At 30.9% G+C, this 20,837-nt stretch carries 24 protein-coding genes; all 24 read right to left on the minus strand.

Annotation, left to right across the window (positions count from 1 at the left end; genetic code table 11):
- Positions 1-7 precede the first annotated feature (7 nt).
- Complete coding sequence (comGF, locus tag HMPREF3154_RS04725) at positions 8-499, minus strand: competence type IV pilus minor pilin ComGF (RefSeq protein ID WP_037560565.1); 492 nt, start codon at positions 497-499, stop codon at positions 8-10.
- Entirely contained in the window at positions 417-716 is a 300-nt protein-coding gene (locus tag HMPREF3154_RS04730) for a hypothetical protein (protein ID WP_023350203.1), read from the minus strand. Before HMPREF3154_RS04730 ends, comGF begins: the two co-directional genes overlap by 83 nt.
- Positions 703-1,152, minus strand: a complete 450-nt coding sequence (gene comGD / locus HMPREF3154_RS04735; RefSeq protein ID WP_023350202.1) for a competence type IV pilus minor pilin ComGD — start codon at positions 1,150-1,152, stop codon at positions 703-705. The genes HMPREF3154_RS04730 and comGD overlap by 14 nt, the downstream gene beginning before the upstream one ends.
- Entirely contained in the window at positions 1,130-1,441 is a 312-nt protein-coding gene (gene comGC / locus HMPREF3154_RS04740) for a competence type IV pilus major pilin ComGC (RefSeq protein ID WP_029625707.1), read from the minus strand. Before comGC ends, comGD begins: the two co-directional genes overlap by 23 nt.
- Before the next feature lie 18 nt (positions 1,442-1,459).
- A complete protein-coding gene (gene comGB, locus HMPREF3154_RS04745) occupies positions 1,460-2,527 on the minus strand; it encodes a competence type IV pilus assembly protein ComGB (RefSeq protein ID WP_023350201.1) in 1,068 nt (355 codons plus the stop codon).
- Entirely contained in the window at positions 2,499-3,473 is a 975-nt protein-coding gene (gene comGA / locus HMPREF3154_RS04750) for a competence type IV pilus ATPase ComGA (protein ID WP_070474415.1), read from the minus strand. Before comGA ends, comGB begins: the two co-directional genes overlap by 29 nt.
- A 57-nt stretch (positions 3,474-3,530) precedes the next feature.
- Positions 3,531-4,154, minus strand: a complete 624-nt coding sequence (locus HMPREF3154_RS04755) for an MBL fold metallo-hydrolase (protein ID WP_023350199.1) — start codon at positions 4,152-4,154, stop codon at positions 3,531-3,533.
- Entirely contained in the window at positions 4,154-4,480 is a 327-nt protein-coding gene (locus HMPREF3154_RS04760; RefSeq protein WP_002433945.1) for an MTH1187 family thiamine-binding protein, read from the minus strand. The genes HMPREF3154_RS04755 and HMPREF3154_RS04760 overlap by 1 nt, the downstream gene beginning before the upstream one ends.
- The gene (locus HMPREF3154_RS04765; protein ID WP_023350198.1) at positions 4,480-5,466 is read right to left on the minus strand and encodes an ROK family glucokinase; all 987 of its coding nucleotides are present in this window, start codon (positions 5,464-5,466) and stop codon (positions 4,480-4,482) included. Before HMPREF3154_RS04765 ends, HMPREF3154_RS04760 begins: the two co-directional genes overlap by 1 nt.
- Positions 5,463-5,666, minus strand: coding sequence for a YqgQ family protein (locus tag HMPREF3154_RS04770; RefSeq protein ID WP_002433937.1), 204 nt, complete (start codon positions 5,664-5,666; stop codon positions 5,463-5,465). Before HMPREF3154_RS04770 ends, HMPREF3154_RS04765 begins: the two co-directional genes overlap by 4 nt.
- The gene (locus HMPREF3154_RS04775; RefSeq protein ID WP_023350197.1) at positions 5,647-7,110 is read right to left on the minus strand and encodes a rhomboid family intramembrane serine protease; all 1,464 of its coding nucleotides are present in this window, start codon (positions 7,108-7,110) and stop codon (positions 5,647-5,649) included. The genes HMPREF3154_RS04770 and HMPREF3154_RS04775 overlap by 20 nt, the downstream gene beginning before the upstream one ends.
- Positions 7,111-7,662, minus strand: coding sequence for a 5-formyltetrahydrofolate cyclo-ligase (locus tag HMPREF3154_RS04780; protein WP_030063896.1), 552 nt, complete (start codon positions 7,660-7,662; stop codon positions 7,111-7,113).
- A gap of 148 nt (positions 7,663-7,810) precedes the next feature.
- The gene (rpmG, locus tag HMPREF3154_RS04785; RefSeq protein WP_002433802.1) at positions 7,811-7,960 is read right to left on the minus strand and encodes a 50S ribosomal protein L33; all 150 of its coding nucleotides are present in this window, start codon (positions 7,958-7,960) and stop codon (positions 7,811-7,813) included.
- Between the two features lie 97 nt (positions 7,961-8,057).
- The gene (locus tag HMPREF3154_RS04790) at positions 8,058-10,193 is read right to left on the minus strand and encodes a peptidoglycan D,D-transpeptidase FtsI family protein (RefSeq protein ID WP_037549245.1); all 2,136 of its coding nucleotides are present in this window, start codon (positions 10,191-10,193) and stop codon (positions 8,058-8,060) included.
- A gap of 119 nt (positions 10,194-10,312) precedes the next feature.
- Positions 10,313-10,912 carry a superoxide dismutase gene (locus HMPREF3154_RS04795; RefSeq protein WP_002433778.1) on the minus strand — a complete coding sequence of 200 codons (600 nt, stop codon included), beginning with the start codon at positions 10,910-10,912 and terminating at the stop codon, positions 10,313-10,315.
- 273 nt (positions 10,913-11,185) lie between these two features.
- Entirely contained in the window at positions 11,186-11,602 is a 417-nt protein-coding gene (locus HMPREF3154_RS04800) for a Fur family transcriptional regulator (RefSeq protein ID WP_002433544.1), read from the minus strand.
- Entirely contained in the window at positions 11,589-12,452 is an 864-nt protein-coding gene (locus tag HMPREF3154_RS04805) for a metal ABC transporter permease (RefSeq protein ID WP_002453342.1), read from the minus strand. The genes HMPREF3154_RS04800 and HMPREF3154_RS04805 overlap by 14 nt, the downstream gene beginning before the upstream one ends.
- A 30-nt stretch (positions 12,453-12,482) precedes the next feature.
- On the minus strand, positions 12,483-13,286 hold the full coding sequence (locus HMPREF3154_RS04810) for a metal ABC transporter ATP-binding protein (protein ID WP_087671590.1): 804 nt from the start codon (positions 13,284-13,286) through the stop codon (positions 12,483-12,485).
- A 137-nt stretch (positions 13,287-13,423) separates the two neighbouring features.
- Positions 13,424-14,314, minus strand: a complete 891-nt coding sequence (locus tag HMPREF3154_RS04815) for a deoxyribonuclease IV (protein ID WP_002433664.1) — start codon at positions 14,312-14,314, stop codon at positions 13,424-13,426.
- Positions 14,315-14,323: 9 nt separating this feature from the next.
- A complete protein-coding gene (locus tag HMPREF3154_RS04820; protein WP_023350193.1) occupies positions 14,324-15,667 on the minus strand; it encodes a DEAD/DEAH box helicase in 1,344 nt (447 codons plus the stop codon).
- 35 nt (positions 15,668-15,702) lie between these two features.
- Positions 15,703-16,803 carry a Nif3-like dinuclear metal center hexameric protein gene (locus HMPREF3154_RS04825; RefSeq protein WP_070474418.1) on the minus strand — a complete coding sequence of 367 codons (1,101 nt, stop codon included), beginning with the start codon at positions 16,801-16,803 and terminating at the stop codon, positions 15,703-15,705.
- Complete coding sequence (locus tag HMPREF3154_RS04830; protein WP_030063902.1) at positions 16,790-17,482, minus strand: tRNA (adenine(22)-N(1))-methyltransferase; 693 nt, start codon at positions 17,480-17,482, stop codon at positions 16,790-16,792. Before HMPREF3154_RS04830 ends, HMPREF3154_RS04825 begins: the two co-directional genes overlap by 14 nt.
- A gap of 155 nt (positions 17,483-17,637) precedes the next feature.
- The gene (gene rpoD, locus HMPREF3154_RS04835) at positions 17,638-18,744 is read right to left on the minus strand and encodes an RNA polymerase sigma factor RpoD (protein WP_002436727.1); all 1,107 of its coding nucleotides are present in this window, start codon (positions 18,742-18,744) and stop codon (positions 17,638-17,640) included.
- 290 nt (positions 18,745-19,034) lie between these two features.
- Positions 19,035-20,819, minus strand: coding sequence for a DNA primase (gene dnaG / locus HMPREF3154_RS04840; RefSeq protein ID WP_023350190.1), 1,785 nt, complete (start codon positions 20,817-20,819; stop codon positions 19,035-19,037).
- Between the last annotated feature and the right edge of the window lie 18 nt (positions 20,820-20,837).

Genomic DNA, 20,837 nt, shown 5'->3' on the forward strand with positions numbered 1-20,837 from the left:
TTTTTGGCTATAAATAGAGGTTTTTCTCTTTATAATAGTTCGTATCTCCTTGCTTTATTTTTATTTTTAAAATATTATTGTTCGTCTTTATTATTTTGAAAGAAACTACATTGTTTAATAGAGTGATGTTACCTCTCTGATTTATATTTTTATATATTTTTTTATTATTATAGATATATCTAATTTCCTCATCCTTTTTTCTAATTTTGATTGTTGAATCATTATCTTTACTTGGCGAATACTTGGAAGTTTGTACATCTTTAAGAATATCTCTACAAAAAAATTCAAAGTCTAAATCATCATTATTTTTAGCTAAATGTAGGTAGTAAGAAGTGAGATTAATAATATTAGGTGTTAAAGAAAGACATAATAAGGTTACTGATAATGCGAAGAGTATTTCAACGAAAGTAAAGGCTTTAATTTTCAAATGAAACACATGTTTTAATGTTAAAGTCTCTATCTTTTCCACATATTTTCTTTTGATATAGTTGTATTTCATATTGATCCATTACAACTCCTTGTTTAAGTTGTTCCTTACTATATTTATACAAGCTGGTAATAATAGACTTTTTAATTTCTATGGTTTTTAAATTATTATTATAGTTATTATTCATTGTGGAGAGTGTTGGTATCAAAATAAGTGTGATTAATCCGATGATTAGTAAACCTAATAAACTATCGAGTAATAATGAAGCTCTTAGTTTAAATTTTGACATATCTAATACGTCCTTTTTCAATATGTAAAATAATTTTATAGGTAGCTTTATTCATTGCAATTGTTAGAGAACCAAAACGGTTAATATTTCCTTCTCTATTGAAATTCAACGTATTAATTCTAGCAATATTAGTGATTTTCCCGTGAGGGACTTTAAATTTATATTTGCTCCCTTTTTCTTCTACAACTTGGATAACATTTGAATTATTTGTAAAAACTAAGGCTATCGATCTTTGAGAGGCAATTGCTTTAGATTTAAAGTAATTAAGTCTAGTAATGAATTGTTTAATTTCATGTTCTTCATTAATCATTTGTACGTTCATAAAACTTCTTGACCATAAAGTTGTCATTAATAAAACGCTAATGGTAAATAAGACCAACATCATTTCAACTAGAGTGAATGCACTATATTGTTTAGTTCGCAACAGCCTCACCATTTGAAATACTAATAGTTTGTCCGGATTTACAATTTTTCTGTCCTTCTTTTATAAAACCTTCAGCAATTAATTCTTCAATATTATTAGGGTTACGATTATGCTTTAATGTATATGCTTCAATTTGACTATTTACCATTTTTACTTGAGCATCACAACCAGTAGATTGGATATGTGCTGTTTGTTTGGCAATATTAGGTATAATTAAAATAAGTAATAAACTAATAATTAATAAAACAAGTAACATTTCAATTAAAGTGAAAGCTTTAGATTTTTTTAGTTTTTTTAATATTTTCATTAAGAGTCCTCCCTATTTGATAGTTTGCATTAGTTCAAACATAGGTAACATGATTACAAGATATAAAGAAACTATAAATAGACCTAATATAAAGAAAATGACTGGTTGAATAAATTTAGTTTGCTTGAGAACTTTATCTTCAAAATGATGTAGTAACATTTGGCTATATAACTTTAATTCAATATCTAGTTTTCCGCTTTTTTCCCCTTGCTCAATAAATTTGATTAGATCAGGTTGAAAGCATTTTAAGCTATTTAATATAGACGGTAGTGACATCCCTTTATCAATACTTTTTAATAAGTAGTCACCTAAATATTTAAAAAATTCATTGTTTTGCTCATTTCTATATATATGAACAATATGTTGAAGGCTTATACCGTTTTTATAAAAAAGAGAGAGTTCATTAGATATTTGATAAGTTCTGAATATTTTATAGTAAGAATTGACAAAGGGGATTTCAACTATATATTTTATTTTTTTATTTATGGGAATTTTGTTTAGAAGTTTATAAATAATTATATATATCACAATTGAACAAAATGTAAGCAATAATACAAAAGCAGGCAACTTTGTAATGAAAACGGTAAGTATATTTTGTAAAGTAGATAGTTGAACATTCATAGTCGCGTATAATTGTTGAAATTGAGGTATCACAGTCATATTTAACACGATTAGCATGATTAGAAATATACTTATCAGCACTATTGGATATTGAATAGTTTTTAGAAATGCCTTTTTAGCCTTCAAGTTTCTTCTCATATATTCAATGGCGTCTGCCATTGCAACTTCTAAATTTCCATACTGTTCTGCAAATTTTACTTGAGTAAGTATAATTTCGGGGTAACCAATCATCTTCAATACTTCATAACATGTTCCACCTGCTTGAATAGATTCTATTATTATTTTACTTATGTTTTTATCTCTATAAATAAAGTGTAAATTTAGAAATTGAAAGCTTTCATACAATGTGAATCCATGTTCAAATAAATGTTTTAGTCGTTGAAGTAGTTCAATGGATTGAGCTTCGGTAAGATTCTTTTTTCTGTTAGGTTTAAGTATACTTATTAACAACCTCTTCACAAATTACCCCTTCCTTAGATAGATTAGTTAGATGTGTAGCCAGCTTAGTGAAGCTATTTGGTAGTTCATGATTGTGTTCAAAAAAGTATTCTACTTGATTTTGGTTCATTACTTCACAAACTAATTCACGCGTATTAGTTTGTGTGGTGATAAGTCTTTGATTAGATATTAAATTTATAGATTGACATAATTCTTGCACTGTTACACCCATTTCTAGTAGACGAAGTAAAGCCCCTTTACAATCATTAGCATGTAAAGTTGTAAGCACTAAATGACCACTTAGACTTGCTTGTATAACACATTTAGCAATATAAGCATCACGAATTTCTCCAATCAAAATGACATCAGGGTCACATCTAAGTATGGCTTTAAAAGAGTTAGTATAATTTATCCCGGCCTTTTCATTAACTGAAATTTGAGTTATCCCATCTAATAATTGCTCAACAGGATCCTCAATTGAAATAACATTTAAATTTAAATTTTGATGGGCATGCATTACCATTTGATACATTAAAGTGCTTTTCCCAGAGCCAGTTGGACCACTAAAAAGTAATAATCCTTGTTTTTTATTCATTAAGTGCTTAAAATCTTTAAATTCATATGAGTCACGTCTTTGTTGGAAATATTGAGGTACGATTCTTATAACGCAACTTTCATTACCTAAAGATAAAGGCAGTGTAGAGATTCTTAAGTAATACATATTTTGCAATTTATAAGTATATCTTCCACTTTGGGCTAGCTGTTGGGTCGAAACATCTAAGCCTGATTTGAACTTCATATAAACAAGTAACTTTTTGTAAATAGCATGTGCCAGTGTATCGTAATTAATAAGTTGAACGTTGATTCTTAGTTTAATTAAAGTATGGTGCTCAGTAGGAATAAAATGTATATCACTTGCAGCGTGCTTTATAGCATAATTAACTATCTCTTGGAATAATATTTTCATAAAAAAATCACCTCCTACATATATCAACGTAGGAGGTGAAATAATTACTTTATTTAATTAACCATTTAAAAAAGGGTTTAATTGTTCATCATCAACAGTAGTATATGGACCGTGACCAGGGAATAACGGTAAATCGCCTTCAAGTTCAAATATCTTATCTTTAATAGAATCAACTAATGTTTCGTAGTCCCCTCTATAAAGATCAGTTCTACCAATGCCATTATTAAATAAAGTGTCACCCACTACAGCAAATTCATCAAAAACGTAAGTTAAACTACCTGGAGAATGTCCTGGAGTGTGTAATACGTCAAATTTGAAGCCCTCAATCTCTTTTGATCCTTCTTCTAATTTTGAAGGTTTAGCATAGCTTATAACTTGAGGCATACCATATTGTTTAAATTTAGATGCACCATTTTTTTCTGGATCTTGTAAAAAATCAAATTCCTCTTGATGCATATAAACAGGAACGTCATATTTAGAAATGATGTCATCTAAAGCTCCTATGTGATCGTAGTGAGCATGAGTTAATAGAATCGCTTTCAATGGCTTATTAATTTGATTTAATTTTTTAATGATTTTATCACTTTCACTTGAAGGATCTATTAATATAACACTTTCTTCATTTTCAATGAAATATGCGTTTGTATCCACTAAACCTAAAGTTAAATTTGAAATTCTCATTATTGTTCACCACTATTATTTAAATGTTTTTGAACAGATTTGAGTTTATCATTCATCTTTCTTGATTTATCGCGACGATCATCAATTCGAATATTTGTACATACTCTGTCTAACCCTTTGTTGAAAGGTAATTCATGTATTGCTTGAATGACTTCGAATAGGTCCTTTAGATCACCTTCGATAAGTGTGTTCATTGGTGTTAGTTGGTAATCAATTTTACCTTCTTCTTTAAATTCATTAAGTTTAGTTTGTATTTCTGCTATATATTTGCTTACGCTAGGACCTTCTGTTCCTACTGGAATAACTACGACATCTACAATTGCCATTACTTAACACCCTCTTTATCTAGTACATATGTTTTAATTAATCCTGCGGCACCTGTGATTCCAGCATCATTTCCAAGTTGTGCTTGTACAATTTCTGTTTCAAATTGAGCTGGAGTAAATGTTAAATTGCGATATTCAGTTTTAATATTTTCAATTAGAATTGGTCCAGCTGTAGACATGCCACCACCTAGTACAATATATTTAGGATTACTAGTAACACTTATAATGCTACATAAATAACCAATATAATTTGCAACTTTTTCTGTGATAAAAATACAGAATTGATCACCAGCTTTAGCAGCATCAAAAACAGCTTTAGCCGTTACTTTATTATCTTTTATTAATTGTAAAATTGAAGATTTAAAAGTAAGTTTAGGATAATAGAAATTTACTAAATTAACTACCCCAGTTGCGGATGCTACAGTTTCTATACAACCAGCTTTACCACAATTACAATTAAAACGTTGATCAAAATCTGCACGCATGTGGCCGATTTCAGCTCCTGATCCATTGTGACCATGTACAATTTCTCCATTTGAAATGATACCGCCGCCTAGTCCAGTACCTAATGTAATAGCAACAACATCATCTGAACCTTCGCCAGCACCTTTATGCTTTTCGCCTAACGCTGCAACATTTGCATCATTATCAACATAGACTGGGCAATCTACATATTTTTGGAATATTTCTCTAACATTAACGTTTCCTGTCCAATGCAAGTTTACTGCACCATTCACTACTCCAGTTTCGAAATTAACTGGTCCGGGCACCCCAATTCCTACTCCTTGAACATTAGTAAAATCATAGTTAAATTCTTTTACTTTCTCTACAAAAGAATCATAAATATTTTTCAGCAATAATTCACCTGTATGATCACTAGTATCTGTATGAATTGACCATTTATGTAATTGTTCTAGATGAGTATCAAAAATTCCCAATTTACAAGTTGTTCCGCCAATATCGGCCGCTAAAATAATATTTGTCATTTATGTTCATTCCTTCTCTGATTAATTATCAAAATACATTTTAGATATTCATCTTTAGATAATAGTTGAAAGTTATATAAAGATTTTACCTCTTGTAACATCATTTCATACATATCTTCTGGATCTTTAAAGTAAATGATGAAACCATATTTTTTTAGTAACTGTAAAACATCATAAAAGTTATTTATCTTTCGAGTCACTTGATTCACTCAACTCTTTTTGTAAATTTTTATAATTTGTATTACTAGGATCGCTCTTTGCAGCTTTTTTAGCATATTTCAATGCTTTTTTGTCATCACTTAATGAGCGATTTGCGATGGCTAATTCATAATTGAGTATACCAGAATTAGGATATTTTTTTATTCCTCTTTCCCATTCTGCGATAGCCTCAGATTGCGATTCTTCAGTTGCTGTAATTAAACCGCTCAAATAATAGGTTTCATCATCAGCATAATTTTTATTTAATGTTTGGTTAACCACGTTTCTCGCTTCTCCGTAGTGACCACCTAGCATTTGATCTTTAATAAGTTTGTCATAAATATTGTCTTCTTTAATAGTAAATATTCTGATTTGTAATATAACAAATATCAATAGTAAAACAATTAATAATATCCAAAACAAATTACGATTTACATTAAAGTAATATCCTATAAGTGTAATTAAAAGGCCACCAATAAATCCACCTAAGTGAGCCATAATATTAATATTAGACATGAAAAGTGATAAACATATTAAAATTAGTAAGGCTATAAGTAATTGGCCAATAACTTTTCTATCAAAAGTCTTACTTAAGTACATTATTGCGAAAATTGAACCTATTAATCCAAATATTGCCCCACTCGCTCCTACTGAAATTGTGGAGGTATTAAATGATAAGGATACAAAATTACCAAATAATCCTGACACAAAATATATAACTAACATTCTCCAAGAACCCACTATTGATTCAACAATCTTCCCAAAAATAAATAAGGAAAGCATATTCATTAATATGTGTTCAAAATTAAAATGTAAAAACATCGAAGAAATAAGCCTATACCATTCTCCATGAACAACATTAAAATGTACAAGCCCACCTACTTCTAGTAATTTAACATCTGAGAATCGATTAAGATATAAAATCATACATAACCATATGATTACATTTGTGATAATTAAGACATATGTAGCCGGTGTGAATCTTTGCATGTGTCTATCAAGAGGATTATTGGTTAAAACTTTTCTTTTATAGTGAGAATAAGTCTTTTTATCCTCGTTGTTTACAAGCATTTTGTAAAGTACAAAATGTGGGGTAATTGCTTTTATATCTTTAACATTTCTAATAATGTGAAATTGAATTTTTATAGGATGACTCTCATTATTTTTTTCTTCTAGAAAGTCTTTATCAGTGAAATAATAAAAATTGAATGACTTTGGTTTAAAACCTATAGTTTGTTCTAATTGGTTAAAATTCTCTTTAACTTTAGACTTATCAAATCTGATTTCTTGTGAGGTAGTAACATCTCTTCTAAAAACCACTACAGATTTTTTTCTTTTATGTACTAGCCAAATTTCATTATTTTCCTTTTCACTGCTTAACAAATCATAGTTTAAATATCTAATCCAGTAGTATAAGGTTTTCCAATAAAGTTTATCGATAATCATTTATTCCTCCACTACATTATTGTTATATATAATTAGTTGATCAACGGGTTGATCGAATGATTCTTTATCAAATGTAGTAAGTTGAAAATCATATAGCAAGCTAACAGTTCGAGTTTTAAATTGAGTTAAAAATTTATCGTAGTAACCGCCACCGTAACCGATACGATAGCCATTCTCTTCAAAGGCAACACCTGGGACTACTAATAAATCCATGTCATTAGTATGTTCAGTATTTGAAACAGCATGATAGATTCCTTTTTCATCTTTTTCAATATCATTAAGAGATAATAAGCGTTTGAATGACATACGCTTATTTTTATAATCTGTCTCAGGTACGTAGACTTTCTTATCATTCATTATAGAGGACTCTATTAAGTGATAAGTGTCGACCTCATGTGGCATTGATAACACAAAACCTATCGATTTAGCATCTTGATAAGCTTGTGTATTAAATAATTCATTAGCTAACCATTGATCTGCGATACTTTTTTTATCTTTATTAAAACCTTTAAGTTTTTCAATTGTTGCTCGTCTTATATGTTTTTTACTCAACATTTTCACCCACTTTGTTCACCTCATATTATAACGTTAATCAATTATGATGTCATTAAGTTGAGATGTATTCTCAGCTATAAAAAAAGAAACCTCATAATTGAGGTTTCTTGATTAGTTAGATTAAGTTTACTTTAGATAAACCTAATTATTTAGTTTCACGGTGTAAAGTTTGTTTATTATCACGTGCACAGTATTTTTTCATTTCAATACGTTCAGGGTTGTTTCTTTTGTTTTTAGTTGAGATGTAGTTTCTATCTCCACATTCAGTACAAGCTAATGTAACGTTTACGCGCATGATTATTCCTCCTTACCTTTTCTAAATACGACCTTATCATTATACCAATTACATAAGTAATTGCAAAGAAGATTTTATTAATAATTTATTATCAAATCTAATTATCATTGTTATCAGCGTTACTATTTTCATTAGTGCTTTCGTTTTGTTGTTTATTGTCAGAGTGAGATTCATCTTTATCATCTTTTTTGTCTCTGTCTCTGAAATAATAGTTGATAACATCTCGGCCTAGGTCTCCGCCATTTAACCAAGGTGGTGGTACAGGCTGGTTAGTATAAACAATAGAGAATGATAATTTAGGATCTTTAATAGGGGCATAACCAATATATGTTGAGTTAACTCTAGATTCTCCGTTTTGGAATACCTCTGCTGTACCTGTTTTACCTGCCGAAGGAACCACAGTATTTTTGAAACTAGCGTAACCAGTACCGTCTTTCTCATTAAACGCCATTTTAAATCCATCTTGTACTTCTTTAATTTCATTTTCGGAGTTGTTCACTTTATTTAAGACGTTTCCTTTAATTTTTCGTTTTAATGGACCTAAATCATCTTTATTTGTAGATTCATGTATTGCAAGACCGATATGTGGTTGAATTCTATAACCATTATTAGCAATCGTTGATACGTATTGTGATAGTTGTAATGGCGTATATGTGTCATATTGTCCTATAGACAAGTCTAGGTAATTACCTGGATTATTAGTCAATGGTTCGATTTGTCCAGGAGTCTCGTTAGGTAAATCAACACCTGTTTTAACACCTAGACCCACTTGATTTAATCCTTTACGCAATTTTTGTCCAGCTATCGCTATATCATTAGGTAGTGGCATACCTGAGAAATAAGGGTCTCCAGCTAATTTTAATGCTGTTTTAAACATATATACGTTTGAAGAGTGCATTAGGGCTTCTTTATCATTTATTGTGACTCTGCCATTTTTATTAAAGTATGAACGCTTAGTAAGACCTCCTTGGAATTTTAAAGGTTCATCAACCATTGTTTCTCCAACTTTAATTGCATGGTTTTGGTAGCCAGCTAATAATGTTCCGCCTTTAACTGAGGAGCCTACTGCATACTGAGCTGTAAAGTTACCAATATCAAAATCTTTTAACTTACCTTGTTTATTAATTTGTTTACCAGCCATCGCTAATATATCACCATTCTTAGGATTTTGAACCACTATAAGTGCATTATCCATATCTTTAGCGCCTTGGCTTCTTAATGTTGAAATTTCTTTTTCAAGTAAAGATTCAACTTTCTTCTGTAAATCGATATCAATAGTTAATTGTAAGTCATGACCTCTTGAACCTGGATTAATGACCTCTGAGTTTATAACTTTGCCCGATTTATCTGTTGTATATTTCATTTGTTTTTTAGTGCCTTTTAGAACATCTTCATATTGATATTCTAAATATGATTTACCTACTCTATCATTTCTTGAATATCCTTTAGATAAATACTGTTCTGTTAGTTCTTTAGGGATACCTTCTGTTGAAGTAGATACATCACCAAAAATTCCTCTTAGTGAGTCTCCATATGGATATTTTCTATCCCAATCCATTGAAGTATTTACCCCAGGTAATTTTGAAAGTTGCTGGGATACAGCAGCATATTCCTTTTCTGTAACGTCTTCATTTTTTATAGTTTGTGGATCTAAAGTAGATCCTGCGTTCATTTCACGATAAATGGCTAAAACTTGTAAATCTTTTTTACTAAGTTCATCTAATTGTTTTTTACCAATTTTGTCTCTTTGTTGATTATCATATTGTTCTTGAGTGATATTACCACTCTCTAACAATGACTGTTCTTTCTTCATTAATCGTTTTGCTTTCTCAGGATGTATTTGTACCCAGAAATCTTTTTTATCTCGTTCAGTAATTTTATCTGTATCCATTTTAATAAGGTCAGATAATTTTTTAGCAGTATCTAACATTTCTTGTTGAGTTGTTTTTCGATTTCGAGTATATGTAATTGCCATTTTTGAAGCATTGTCTACAAGGACTTTGCCATTTCTATCTAATATGCGGCCCCTCGGCACTGATTCGTTAACAGTTATGTTTTCATCATTCTTAATTAATTGTTTATAATGTGATCCTTGTGCTATTTGCAAATAACCTAACCTTAACACTAAAATTGCGAAGATTAACACGATAAAACCGAATACGAAATTAATCCTCTTATTCATGGTGTTTCTGGTTCTCTCATCATTTGATTTTTCTTTTAATCTTTTCAGCAAAACAACCTACCTCTATTCAACGTGTCTCATACAAATGATATATTATATTAGATTATTTTTCTATCATTTTGACAAAAAAATAACGGTCTCTAGATGAGACCGTTAACAAATGTGCAAAATTATTTTGCTGCTTTGTATAATTCGTCAACTTTTTCCCAGTTAACAACGTTCCAGAATGCACTAATATAATCTGGACGTTTATTTTGATATTTAAGGTAATAAGCATGTTCCCAAACATCTAAACCTAAGATTGGAGTTTTACCTTCAGTTAATGGGTTATCTTGGTTTGGAGTAGTAACGATTTCTAATTGACCGTTATTTACTACTAACCATGCCCAACCAGATCCAAAGCGTGCAGCAGCTTTATCTGCAAATTCTTTTTTGAATTCATCTAAAGAACCCCATTGTTCTTTAATTTTGTCTACTACTTCACCTTTTTCTTCAGAATTTGGTGATAATAATTCCCAGAATAATGAGTGGTTTAAGTGACCGCCACCATTATTACGTACTGCAGTTTGAATATCTGAAGGTACGCTATCTAAATTAGCAACAATTTCTTCGATTGATTTAGCTTCTAAATCTGTTCCTTCAACTGCTGAGTTTAATTTAGTTACATATGTGTTATGGTGTTTGTCATGGTGAATTTCCATAGTTTGTTTATCAATGTGTGGTTCTAATGCATCATATGCATAAGGTAATTTTGGTAATTCAAAAGCCATAAATAATCATCCTCCTAAATTGTCTGTACAATTATCATAACAAGTAGCTTTAATAGCAACAATGAATATGCTTACATAGTAATTATTATATATAGCTACTAATTATTTTGTTACATCATTAGTATATCTCAGTTTAAAGCCATTTAAACATGAAAATTCTTAGAAACTAATTTTTCAGACCATTGGCCTATGTTTTAACAATCAAGTTTTTGAAAATAAAAAAGCAACCCCTCTAAGGTTGCTGTGATATTTAAATCATAATTCATTCTATATTTAAGCATTTTTTTGACATGATTCACATACACCATACACTTCTAATTTGTGGGTATGAATTGCCACATTAGGTAAATATTGCTTTATTTGTTCAATTGGACAAAAGTCTATGACTTTAGTATCTCCACAATTTTCACAAATAAAATGATGATGGTGGTGGTTTGTGCAAGCTATTCTAAACTTCATTTCACCTTCTAACTCAGTACTCTCTATAATACCCAAATCTTTAAAAAGATGAAGATTACGGTATACAGTATCAAAAGATATACCTGGATAATCTTTATCCATTTTTTGTTGAATGTGCTTAGCGTTAAGATACTTATCCTCTTCAACGAATATATCTAACATGTCTTTACGTTTATCTGTATATTTTAATCCATTATCTTTTAAAATTTTAATAGCATCATTTGTATTCATTTGAAATTGCTCCCTTTTTAAACTTAACTTTTAACTTTTGGTAAGCCATCGTGATTATAAGCATGATTACTAATAATACTACAATAACACCACCAGGTGAAATGTTCATATAAAATGCAAGTACTAATCCCATTATTACGGATAACTCACCTAGCGCAACACTTAGTGCTATGAGCTGTTTAAAACCTTTAGTTATTCTCATTGAGATTGCTATAGGCAAAGTAATCAATGCACTAACTAGCAGAATTCCTACAACTCTCATTGAAGCAGAGATAACCATTGCAACAATAATAATAAATAAGAATTGTATCCATTTTGGAATACCAATGACTTTACTATATTCTTCATCGAAAGATAGGATAAATAATTCTTTATAAAATAATATTATAAAAAATACAACTATAATTGCGATTATGATAATGGTATTTAAATCACTTAAATTAACAGCGCTAATTGATCCAAAAAGTAATCCGACAATTTCTTGATTAAATCCATCTGCTAATGAAATAAAGATGGCACTCAGTGCGATGCCGGCACTCATAATAATAGGTATTGCTATTTCTTGATAATTTGAAAAAGATGTTCTTAGCTTTTCAATTAAAAGTGCACCTATAACAGCAAAAAGTATTCCAAACCACATGGGATTAACAAATGAAAGTGTAGGTAATATTGTAAGTAAAAACATACCAAAGGATATACCGCCTAAAGTGACATGGCTTAAAGCGTCAGCAATAAGAGATAGTCTTCTAACAACAATAAAAGCGCCAATTAAAGGTGCGATAAAGCCAATTAAAATACCGCTAATAAGAGAATATCTCATAAAATCAAAATTTAATAACGCATCTATCACAAGTTACACTCCTCAATAAATATTATATTTTTATCCAGTTTCAATATTTTCATTACAACAATCACGATTGTGTTGATGATCAACAAATTGTATTGGATGACCATATATTTTTGAAATTTCAACTTCATCTAAAGATTTAAAATCTTCAGTTGTACCATGGAAATGAAGATGTTTGTTTAAGCAAGCAACTTCAGTAGCAGTATCAGCTACAACTCCGATATCATGCGTTACTAAAATAATAGTAATACCCTCTTTTTTTAGCGTATCTAATGTAGCATAAAACTCACTAACATGTTTGGCATCAATGCCATTTGTCGGTTCGTCTAAAACTAATACACTTGGATTAGATATTAATGCTCTAGCAATTAAAACACGCTGTTGTTGGCCACCTGATAACTCTGCAATGTTTTTGTTAATTAAATGTGCAATATTTAATTTTTTTAGCACTTGTTCAACTTTCTTATTATCTTCTTTATTAAATCTTTGAAACAGTCTTTTAGTCTTTGTTAGTCCGCTCAGAACAACCTCTTTCACACTTGCTGGGAACCCCGCATTAAAAGCTGTTGCTTTTTGAGAAACATAACTAATTTTTAATGAAGTTTTATTTCCTTTATACATTTTTCCTTCAACAAAAATCTCGCCTTTTTGTAAAGGTAATAGTCCAAGTATCACTTTTAATAAGGTGGATTTTCCCGCTCCATTAGGACCAACGATGGCTAGAAACTCACCTTTGTTGATTTTAATATTAATATTTTCAAGTACATGTTTATTATCAAAATAGTAATTTATATTTCGTAATTCGAAAACTGGCGTTGTCATGTTTTCACCTCGCATAATACTATACAACTTCGTGAAAGTTATGTAAATAGTAATGTTTACGACTAAATAAAAGAAACGAGACAAAAATCATTCGAATTAATAGATGATTTTGTCTCGCCCTATTTATTTTTTACCTAAAAGGTAAAAACGATTTATTGATTTAAAATTTTATTCTTAAGATCTGAATCAAATTTTTGTGCTTTTAACATTTCAATTTCGAATTTATACGGTGGTTTTTTATTTTTCTTATCCTCACCTACATATGGTGTTTCTAAAATTTTAGGTATATCTTTAAATGCGTCATGGTGGACAACATAATTTAGCGCATCGAATCCAATATGACCAAATCCTATATTTTCATGACGGTCTTTATGTGCACCGATTTCATTTTTACTATCATTCACATGTACAACTTTAATACGGTCTACACCAATAACTTTATCAAATTCATTTAACACACCATCGAAGTCTTCTTTGACATTATAACCAGCGTCATGGGTATGACATGTGTCAAAACAAATTGATAAACGATCATTATGTGTAACGCCATCAATAATTTGAGCGATTTCCTCGAACGAACGGCCTACTTCTGAACCCTTACCAGCCATTGTTTCAAGGGCAATTCGTACATCATTGTCATGAGTTAATACTTCATTAAGTCCTTCAATAATTTTTTTAATACCTACGTCGGCACCAGCTCCAACATGAGAACCAGGATGAAGAACAATATCTTTTGCGCCAATTGCTTGCGTGCGTTCAATTTCGTTTTGTAAAAAATCGACACCTAAGTTGAATACTTCAGGTTTAGTCGTATTTGCGATGTTGATAATATAGGGTGCATGAACAATGATATTAGATAAACCATATTCTTTCATGGCCTCGTGTCCTTTTTCTATATTTAAATCTTCGATGCTTTTTCTTCTCGTATTCTGTGGAGCTCCTGTGTATATCATAAACGTAGATTCTCCAAATTTATGGGCTTCTTCTGCAGAGCCTTGTAACATCTTCTTACCACTCATTGAAACATGAGAACCTAATAGCATGTCATTCACCTATCCTTTATTGTTTTTACGTTTTTGTTTATTTTGTCTCTTACTATAAATCTTTCTTTCTTGGCGTTTCATTTTTTCTACTTCTTGCTTAAACTTTTTCTTATATCCTGGTTTAACTTTTCTTTTCGATTTACTTCGAACTTTATGCTTAACTTCATTTGTTAAGTGATCATCTTTTCGTTGTCTAGTGCGTCTTGTGTCGTGTGCTTTAATCGGTTTAAGTTCTCCATTTTTAATGTCCACATTTTCAAAATGATAGCCTTTATCTTCGATTAATGAAATATTGTGCTCTTCATCAGGGCTATAAAGAGTAATTGCTACTCCTTTATAATTACCCCTTCCTGTACGACCTACACGATGTGTAAAGAAATCGATATCATTAGGTACGTCGAAATTTATGACGTGACTTACCCCTTCAATATCGATACCTCTCGAAGCGAGATCACTTGCAATAACGTATTGGAAGTCTAAGTTTCTAATACGTTTCATTTGTTGTTTACGTTCTCTAGGTGTCAAACCACCGTGAATCATACCTACTTTAATACCTTCTTTATTTAGAGAATCTGCAAGTTCGTTTGCATTTTCTCTACTATTACAGAAAATAATACAAAGATATGGATTCAAAATATCTATTAGATTTAGCGTTTTATCTACTTTAGCAGTCCCTTTTGTAGGTATTAAATAAAATTCAATGTTCTTTTTATTTTGAGACTTATGATCAACCTCAACGAATTCAGGTTGGCTTAAATATTTATTTAAAAATGGTTGCAATGATTTAGGAATCGTTGCACTAAATACAGCAATGTGCGCTTCATCATTTAATCTAGCTGCTATATAATCTACATCCTCAATTAATCCTAAATCAATCATTAAGTCAGCCTCATCAACAATTAAATTGCTGGCAAGGTGTGCATGAAGATGTCCGCCTTGAGCAAGGTCATTAATACGTGTAGGTGTACCAATAATTAATTGAGGTTGTCTATTACAGCGTTGTTTGTCTTTTTCAATATCTGTACCACCTATAAACAATTTAACGTTCACTTCTTGTTTAAATTTGCACAGGTGACTCGCTGCTTGGAATAATTGTTGAGCAAGCTCTCGTGTTGGTGCAACTACAATGGCTTGGGGTTCTTGAAGATCAACATCAATCATTTGTATTAAAGGTAATAAGAAAGAATGCGTCTTTCCTGTACCAGTTTGTGATTGACCTATTAAGTTAGTGCCTTTTAATATTCTTGGGATAATTCTATTTTGTATTTCTGTAGGTTTTTCAAAATTAAGATCTTGAACCGCTTTAATTAAACTTTCGTCTAAATTAAAATGCTCAAATGGATGTTTTGCCATGTTATGGCCTCCTTTAAAGTCTAATAAGCAATTTGTTATTTATAAGTAAAAGGATCAGTATCAATATTTGAGGCTTCGATAGGGAACATATCTTTATACTCAAATAACCAATCTTCTAGTAACAATTTTAACCCTTGCTTCATTACATATTCGCTATAGTGATTGATATCAAGTAGATTGACTCCTTGTATTTTAGCGTCTAATGCATCGTGATGTTTGATATCTCCAGTAACAAATACATCTGCACCATTACTGTGAGCTTCATACTCGAAACCTATACCTGAACCACCGATCATTGCAACTTTATTAATCACCGCGTCAGAATTACCAGTATATCTTAAACTATTAATATTTAATTTCTCTTTAGCGTAACTAGAAAACTCATCTAAAGTCATAGTATGAGGAAGTTCACCTATAATACCTAATCCAAATTCGCTTTGTTTTTGTAGTTTAATAAAATCATATACAGGTGTTTCATAAGGATGATAGTTTATAATTGCTTGTTCTGTAATTTGCTTTTCATTTTCAGAAATCATAAATTCAAGTTTAATCTCATCTACATATTCTATACAATCAAGTTGACCAAGGTAAGGGTTAGCTTCTCCAACAGGTTTGAACTGTCCCTTTCCAGCACTTTCAAAGAAGCAATATTCGTAATTCCCTTCTTTAGCTAAGCCGAGTTGGTTTAATTGGTCTTTAAAGTTTTCAACATTTTCTTTAGGAATAAAAGTTTGAACCTTATAATATGTCGTGTAAAGTTGGTTAATCTGGTTAACGTTATTTAAATCAAGTGTATCTGCCAACATTTTATTGACGCCACTAGGATTTACATCTAAATTTGTATGCATTGCGATAAGATTAATATCATTTTGAATCAATTTGCGTATAATTTTGCCATAACCAGTTTGAACAATATTTTTTATACCTTTAAAGATGAGTGGATGATGTGCAATGATTGTATTGATATTTTTATCTATCGCTTGATTGACAACCTCTTCAGTACAATCTAAAGCGGTTAATATACCATTTACTTGTTGATTCTCATCACCGATTAATAATCCGACATTATCCCATGATTCTGCAGTGGAAAATGGGACATGATAATCTAAAATGGACATGAGTTTACTCAATTTCATTATCTAACACCTCTTGTATGAGATTTATTTCACTGTCAATTTCTTTTAGTCTCTCATGATGCGTTGATGAATTCAATTGTGACTTAATGTGATAAAGTGCTTCAAGTTCTCTATTCCATTTCTTGTAGAAATGTTCATTTTTTTCCTCTAATAAATACGGGCCAAATTTTTCTTCTTTTGTAGAAAGTGGCATTATAGATTGGTTAAATTCAGCAACTACAATTTCATAAATATGCCCTTTTTCTTCAAGGATAACCTCGTTTATAACTTCATAATTCAGTGAAGTTAATACATTTCTTAAAACTTGTGTTTGGATGTTGCTCTGTAAAATAAGTCTTGGGTGATGTGCTAATTTTTCTTGACCTTCTTTTAAAATTTTAGCAATGAGAGGTCCTCCCATGCCACAAATCGTTATATTATCAATTTCATCATCATGATTGATAACTGCTAAACCGTCTCCTAAGCGAACTTCAATCGAATCACCTAAGTTATTTTCAGCTACATTATTTAGCGCAGCTTTGTACGGTCCTTTGATGACTTCTCCAGCAATTGCACTGTTACATATCTTATTTTGGATGGCATAAATAGGTAGATATGCGTGGTCCGAACCAATATCAGCTAGCGTTCCTTCTTTTAAAAATGAACACACACGCAATAATCTTTGGTTTAAATTAATCATTTTTAAACTCCTCATATGTATTAAAAAAGAGCGGGATTGAATTCAGTATATTAAAAGTTGAATTCATTATCCCACCCTCTCAAGTGTGATGATTCAATTGGGCGAGGTAAAATTAATATGCATTAATTCATAGCTACTTCCCCAACATTATTATTTTAATCCATGAAATCTTTAAGTCTCTTACTACGACTAGGATGTCTTAATTTTCTTAAAGCTTTAGCTTCGATTTGACGTATACGTTCACGTGTTACGCCAAATACTTTACCTACTTCTTCAAGTGTTCTTGTACGTCCATCATCTAAACCAAATCTTAAACGTAATACATTTTCTTCTCTATCAGTTAATGTGTCAAGAACATCTTCAAGTTGTTCTTTTAACAATTCGTAAGCTGCATGGTCTGATGGGCTTTGAGCTTCTTGGTCTTCAATGAAGTCACCTAAATGACTATCATCTTCTTCACCAATTGGCGTTTCAAGAGATACAGGCTCTTGAGCAATTTTCAAGATTTCACGTACTTTTTCAGGTGGTAAATCCATTTCTTCACCAATTTCTTCTGGTGCAGGATCTCGGCCTAAGTCTTGTAAAAGTTGGCGTTGAACACGTATTAATTTATTAATTGTTTCAACCATATGCACAGGAATACGGATAGTACGTGCTTGGTCAGCAATAGCTCTAGTGATTGCTTGTCTAATCCACCAAGTCGCATATGTTGAAAATTTAAACCCTTTACTAAAGTCAAATTTTTCTACAGCTTTAATCAAGCCCATGTTACCCTCTTGAATTAAATCAAGGAATAACATACCTCTTCCTACATATCTTTTAGCAATACTAACAACAAGACGTAAGTTGGCTTCAGCTAGACGAGATTTTGCTACTTCATCGCCTTGTTCAATTTTTTTAGCTAACTCTATTTCTTCTTGAGCGCTTAATAAGTTAACTCTACCAATCTCTTTAAGATACATACGAACTGGGTCGTTAATTTTGACACCAGGAGGGGCACTTAAATCATTTGGATTTAATTTCTCATCTGTATCTGAACTATCTTTTTCATTAACAAGCGTTATATCATTATCATTTAGTTGATCGAAGAAATCATCCATCTGGTCAGAATCCATTTCGAAATTCTGAAGCTTCTCAGCAATTTCTTCATGACTTAAATGACCTTCTTTTTTACCCTTGTCAATTAATTGTTTTTTAACATCTTCTAATGTTAAAGTCGGATCAATTGTTTGCTTTTTAATTTTCACTTGGTTATCAGACATGAAAAGGCCTCCCGATTTTGATAAATACTGATAATCTCTCAATAACTATATATTATATCAATTAAATATGATTTGTATATTGTAAATTTTAAATTTATCACTTTCAATTAAGTCATTTAAACACTTTCAATAATGTGTAGTTATATTATTATTTTAATCTAAGTTTACTATTAAAGTTGTGACAATAATTTTCTACCCGTTCAACCTCTCTAGTAACCATTAGTTCAAATCTAATCATTAATTGTAAAAGTCTGAACTACTAAATTCTAATTAATAGATTTAGCTTAAAATTACATTCTATTTTTGTTTTTATCGACAATAAGTTGTAAGTAATACTTTTGTAATTCAACATCACCAATGCGAGATGCTTCCCTTAGTTTGTGATTTAATGATTCAATTGACTCATCATCATTATTATTAATAATTAGTATGTAGTCCTCTATTTCATTCTCATAAGGTTCATCATTGAGGGTATATTGTTCAAGTTCAATAAATGCCTCTCTAAGCTCATTGGAATCAATGTATTGCATAACATCACTGATACTATAATTATCATGTTCTGAAAAATAGTCATGCAAAATATTAAATATACTCTTAAAATATTTATTTGTAAAGTCTTCATCGCTAATTTTTTGATAATAATTTATAAAGGTATCCTTATCTTTCATAAAATGCTTCAATAGAGCTCTTTCAGCTTTTTCATGTTTAGTTAAATTATTAAACAATTGTGAACCAGATTGCGGAGAATATCCATATTCTGCTGGTGCCACTTGTGGCATATTGTTAGAACCAACTTCATGATAGATCATTTCTGGGCTCATATTGAATATATTAGCAACATCTTGAATTAACTTATTACGTAAAATTGTTGATTGAACTTGAGCGATGTCATGAGTTGCTTCTCTAAAATGTCTTTCATAAGCTAAATCATTATTATTAATTTCATCTTGATGTGACTCCACTTTAAACAGCACAAATGCCTTTTTATCCTTAGCAACAAAGTTTAAAAAAGCCTCATTTCCATATTTGCCAATGTATTCATCAGGATCCATACCGGATGGTAATTGGATCACATATACATTTAGACCTTGTTGTAATAAAGCTTGACCCGTTTTTAAAGTAGCCTCTCTACCAGCGTAATCTCCATCAAACATTAATGTAATGTTATTTGTTAATTTTTTTAGAAACGTCATATGTTCTTGGGACAACTGTGTCCCCATACTCGCTACAACCTGTTTTAAACCAGCGTAATCTGATTTAATAACATCCATAAATCCTTCTAATAATACAATTTCGTCGTTTTGGCGAATTGATTTACGTGCTTTATCTAAATTATATAAGAGTCTACGTTTTTGAAAGATGGGTGTTTCAGGGCTATTCAAATATTTGGGTTCTTGGTTCGTATATGTTCTTCCAGAATATCCAACTATTCTACCTTGAGCATTCTTCAAAGGAAACATGATTCGATTTCTAAATCTATCATAGTAACTAAAATTTTCTTCATTTCGAGACAATAGACCCGCTTCGTAAGCTAATTCTATGTCATATCCTTTCTTCTCTAAAAAATCATGACAAAAATGAGAGCTATCTGGCGCATATCCAATTTGTCTCTGCTTGATGAGTTCGTCAGTAAAACCACGCTGACGCAAGTAGTTTAAAGCCTCTTCACCCTCAACAGTTTTCATCAAGGCATAATGATAGTAATCTTGAATTAACTCATGCATTTCTATCATTTTTAAATCGTCTGAAGCCATTTGAGATTGTTGATTATATTGAGTTTGCCCCACATCAACTTTAATATTTACACGTTCGCCAAGTTCTTTAACAGCTTCTACGAAAGGTATATCTTTAATCTCCTGTGTAAATTGAAAGACATTGCCACCTTTTTTACAACCAAAACAGTGACAAATTTGCTTATCTTCAGATACTGTGAACGAAGGTGTCTTTTCATCATGAAAAGGACACAAGCCGATATAATTGCGTCCTCTTTTTTCTAATTTTACATATTCGCTTACTAAATCTAATATATCTGTTTTATCTTTAATTTCATTAATGACCGATTGATCTATACGCAAATGGAATCACCTATCAAA

Origin of the sequence: Staphylococcus sp. HMSC06C11 (genome assembly GCF_001808345.1) — a bacterium.
In the GTDB taxonomy this organism is placed as follows: domain Bacteria; phylum Bacillota; class Bacilli; order Staphylococcales; family Staphylococcaceae; genus Staphylococcus; species Staphylococcus capitis.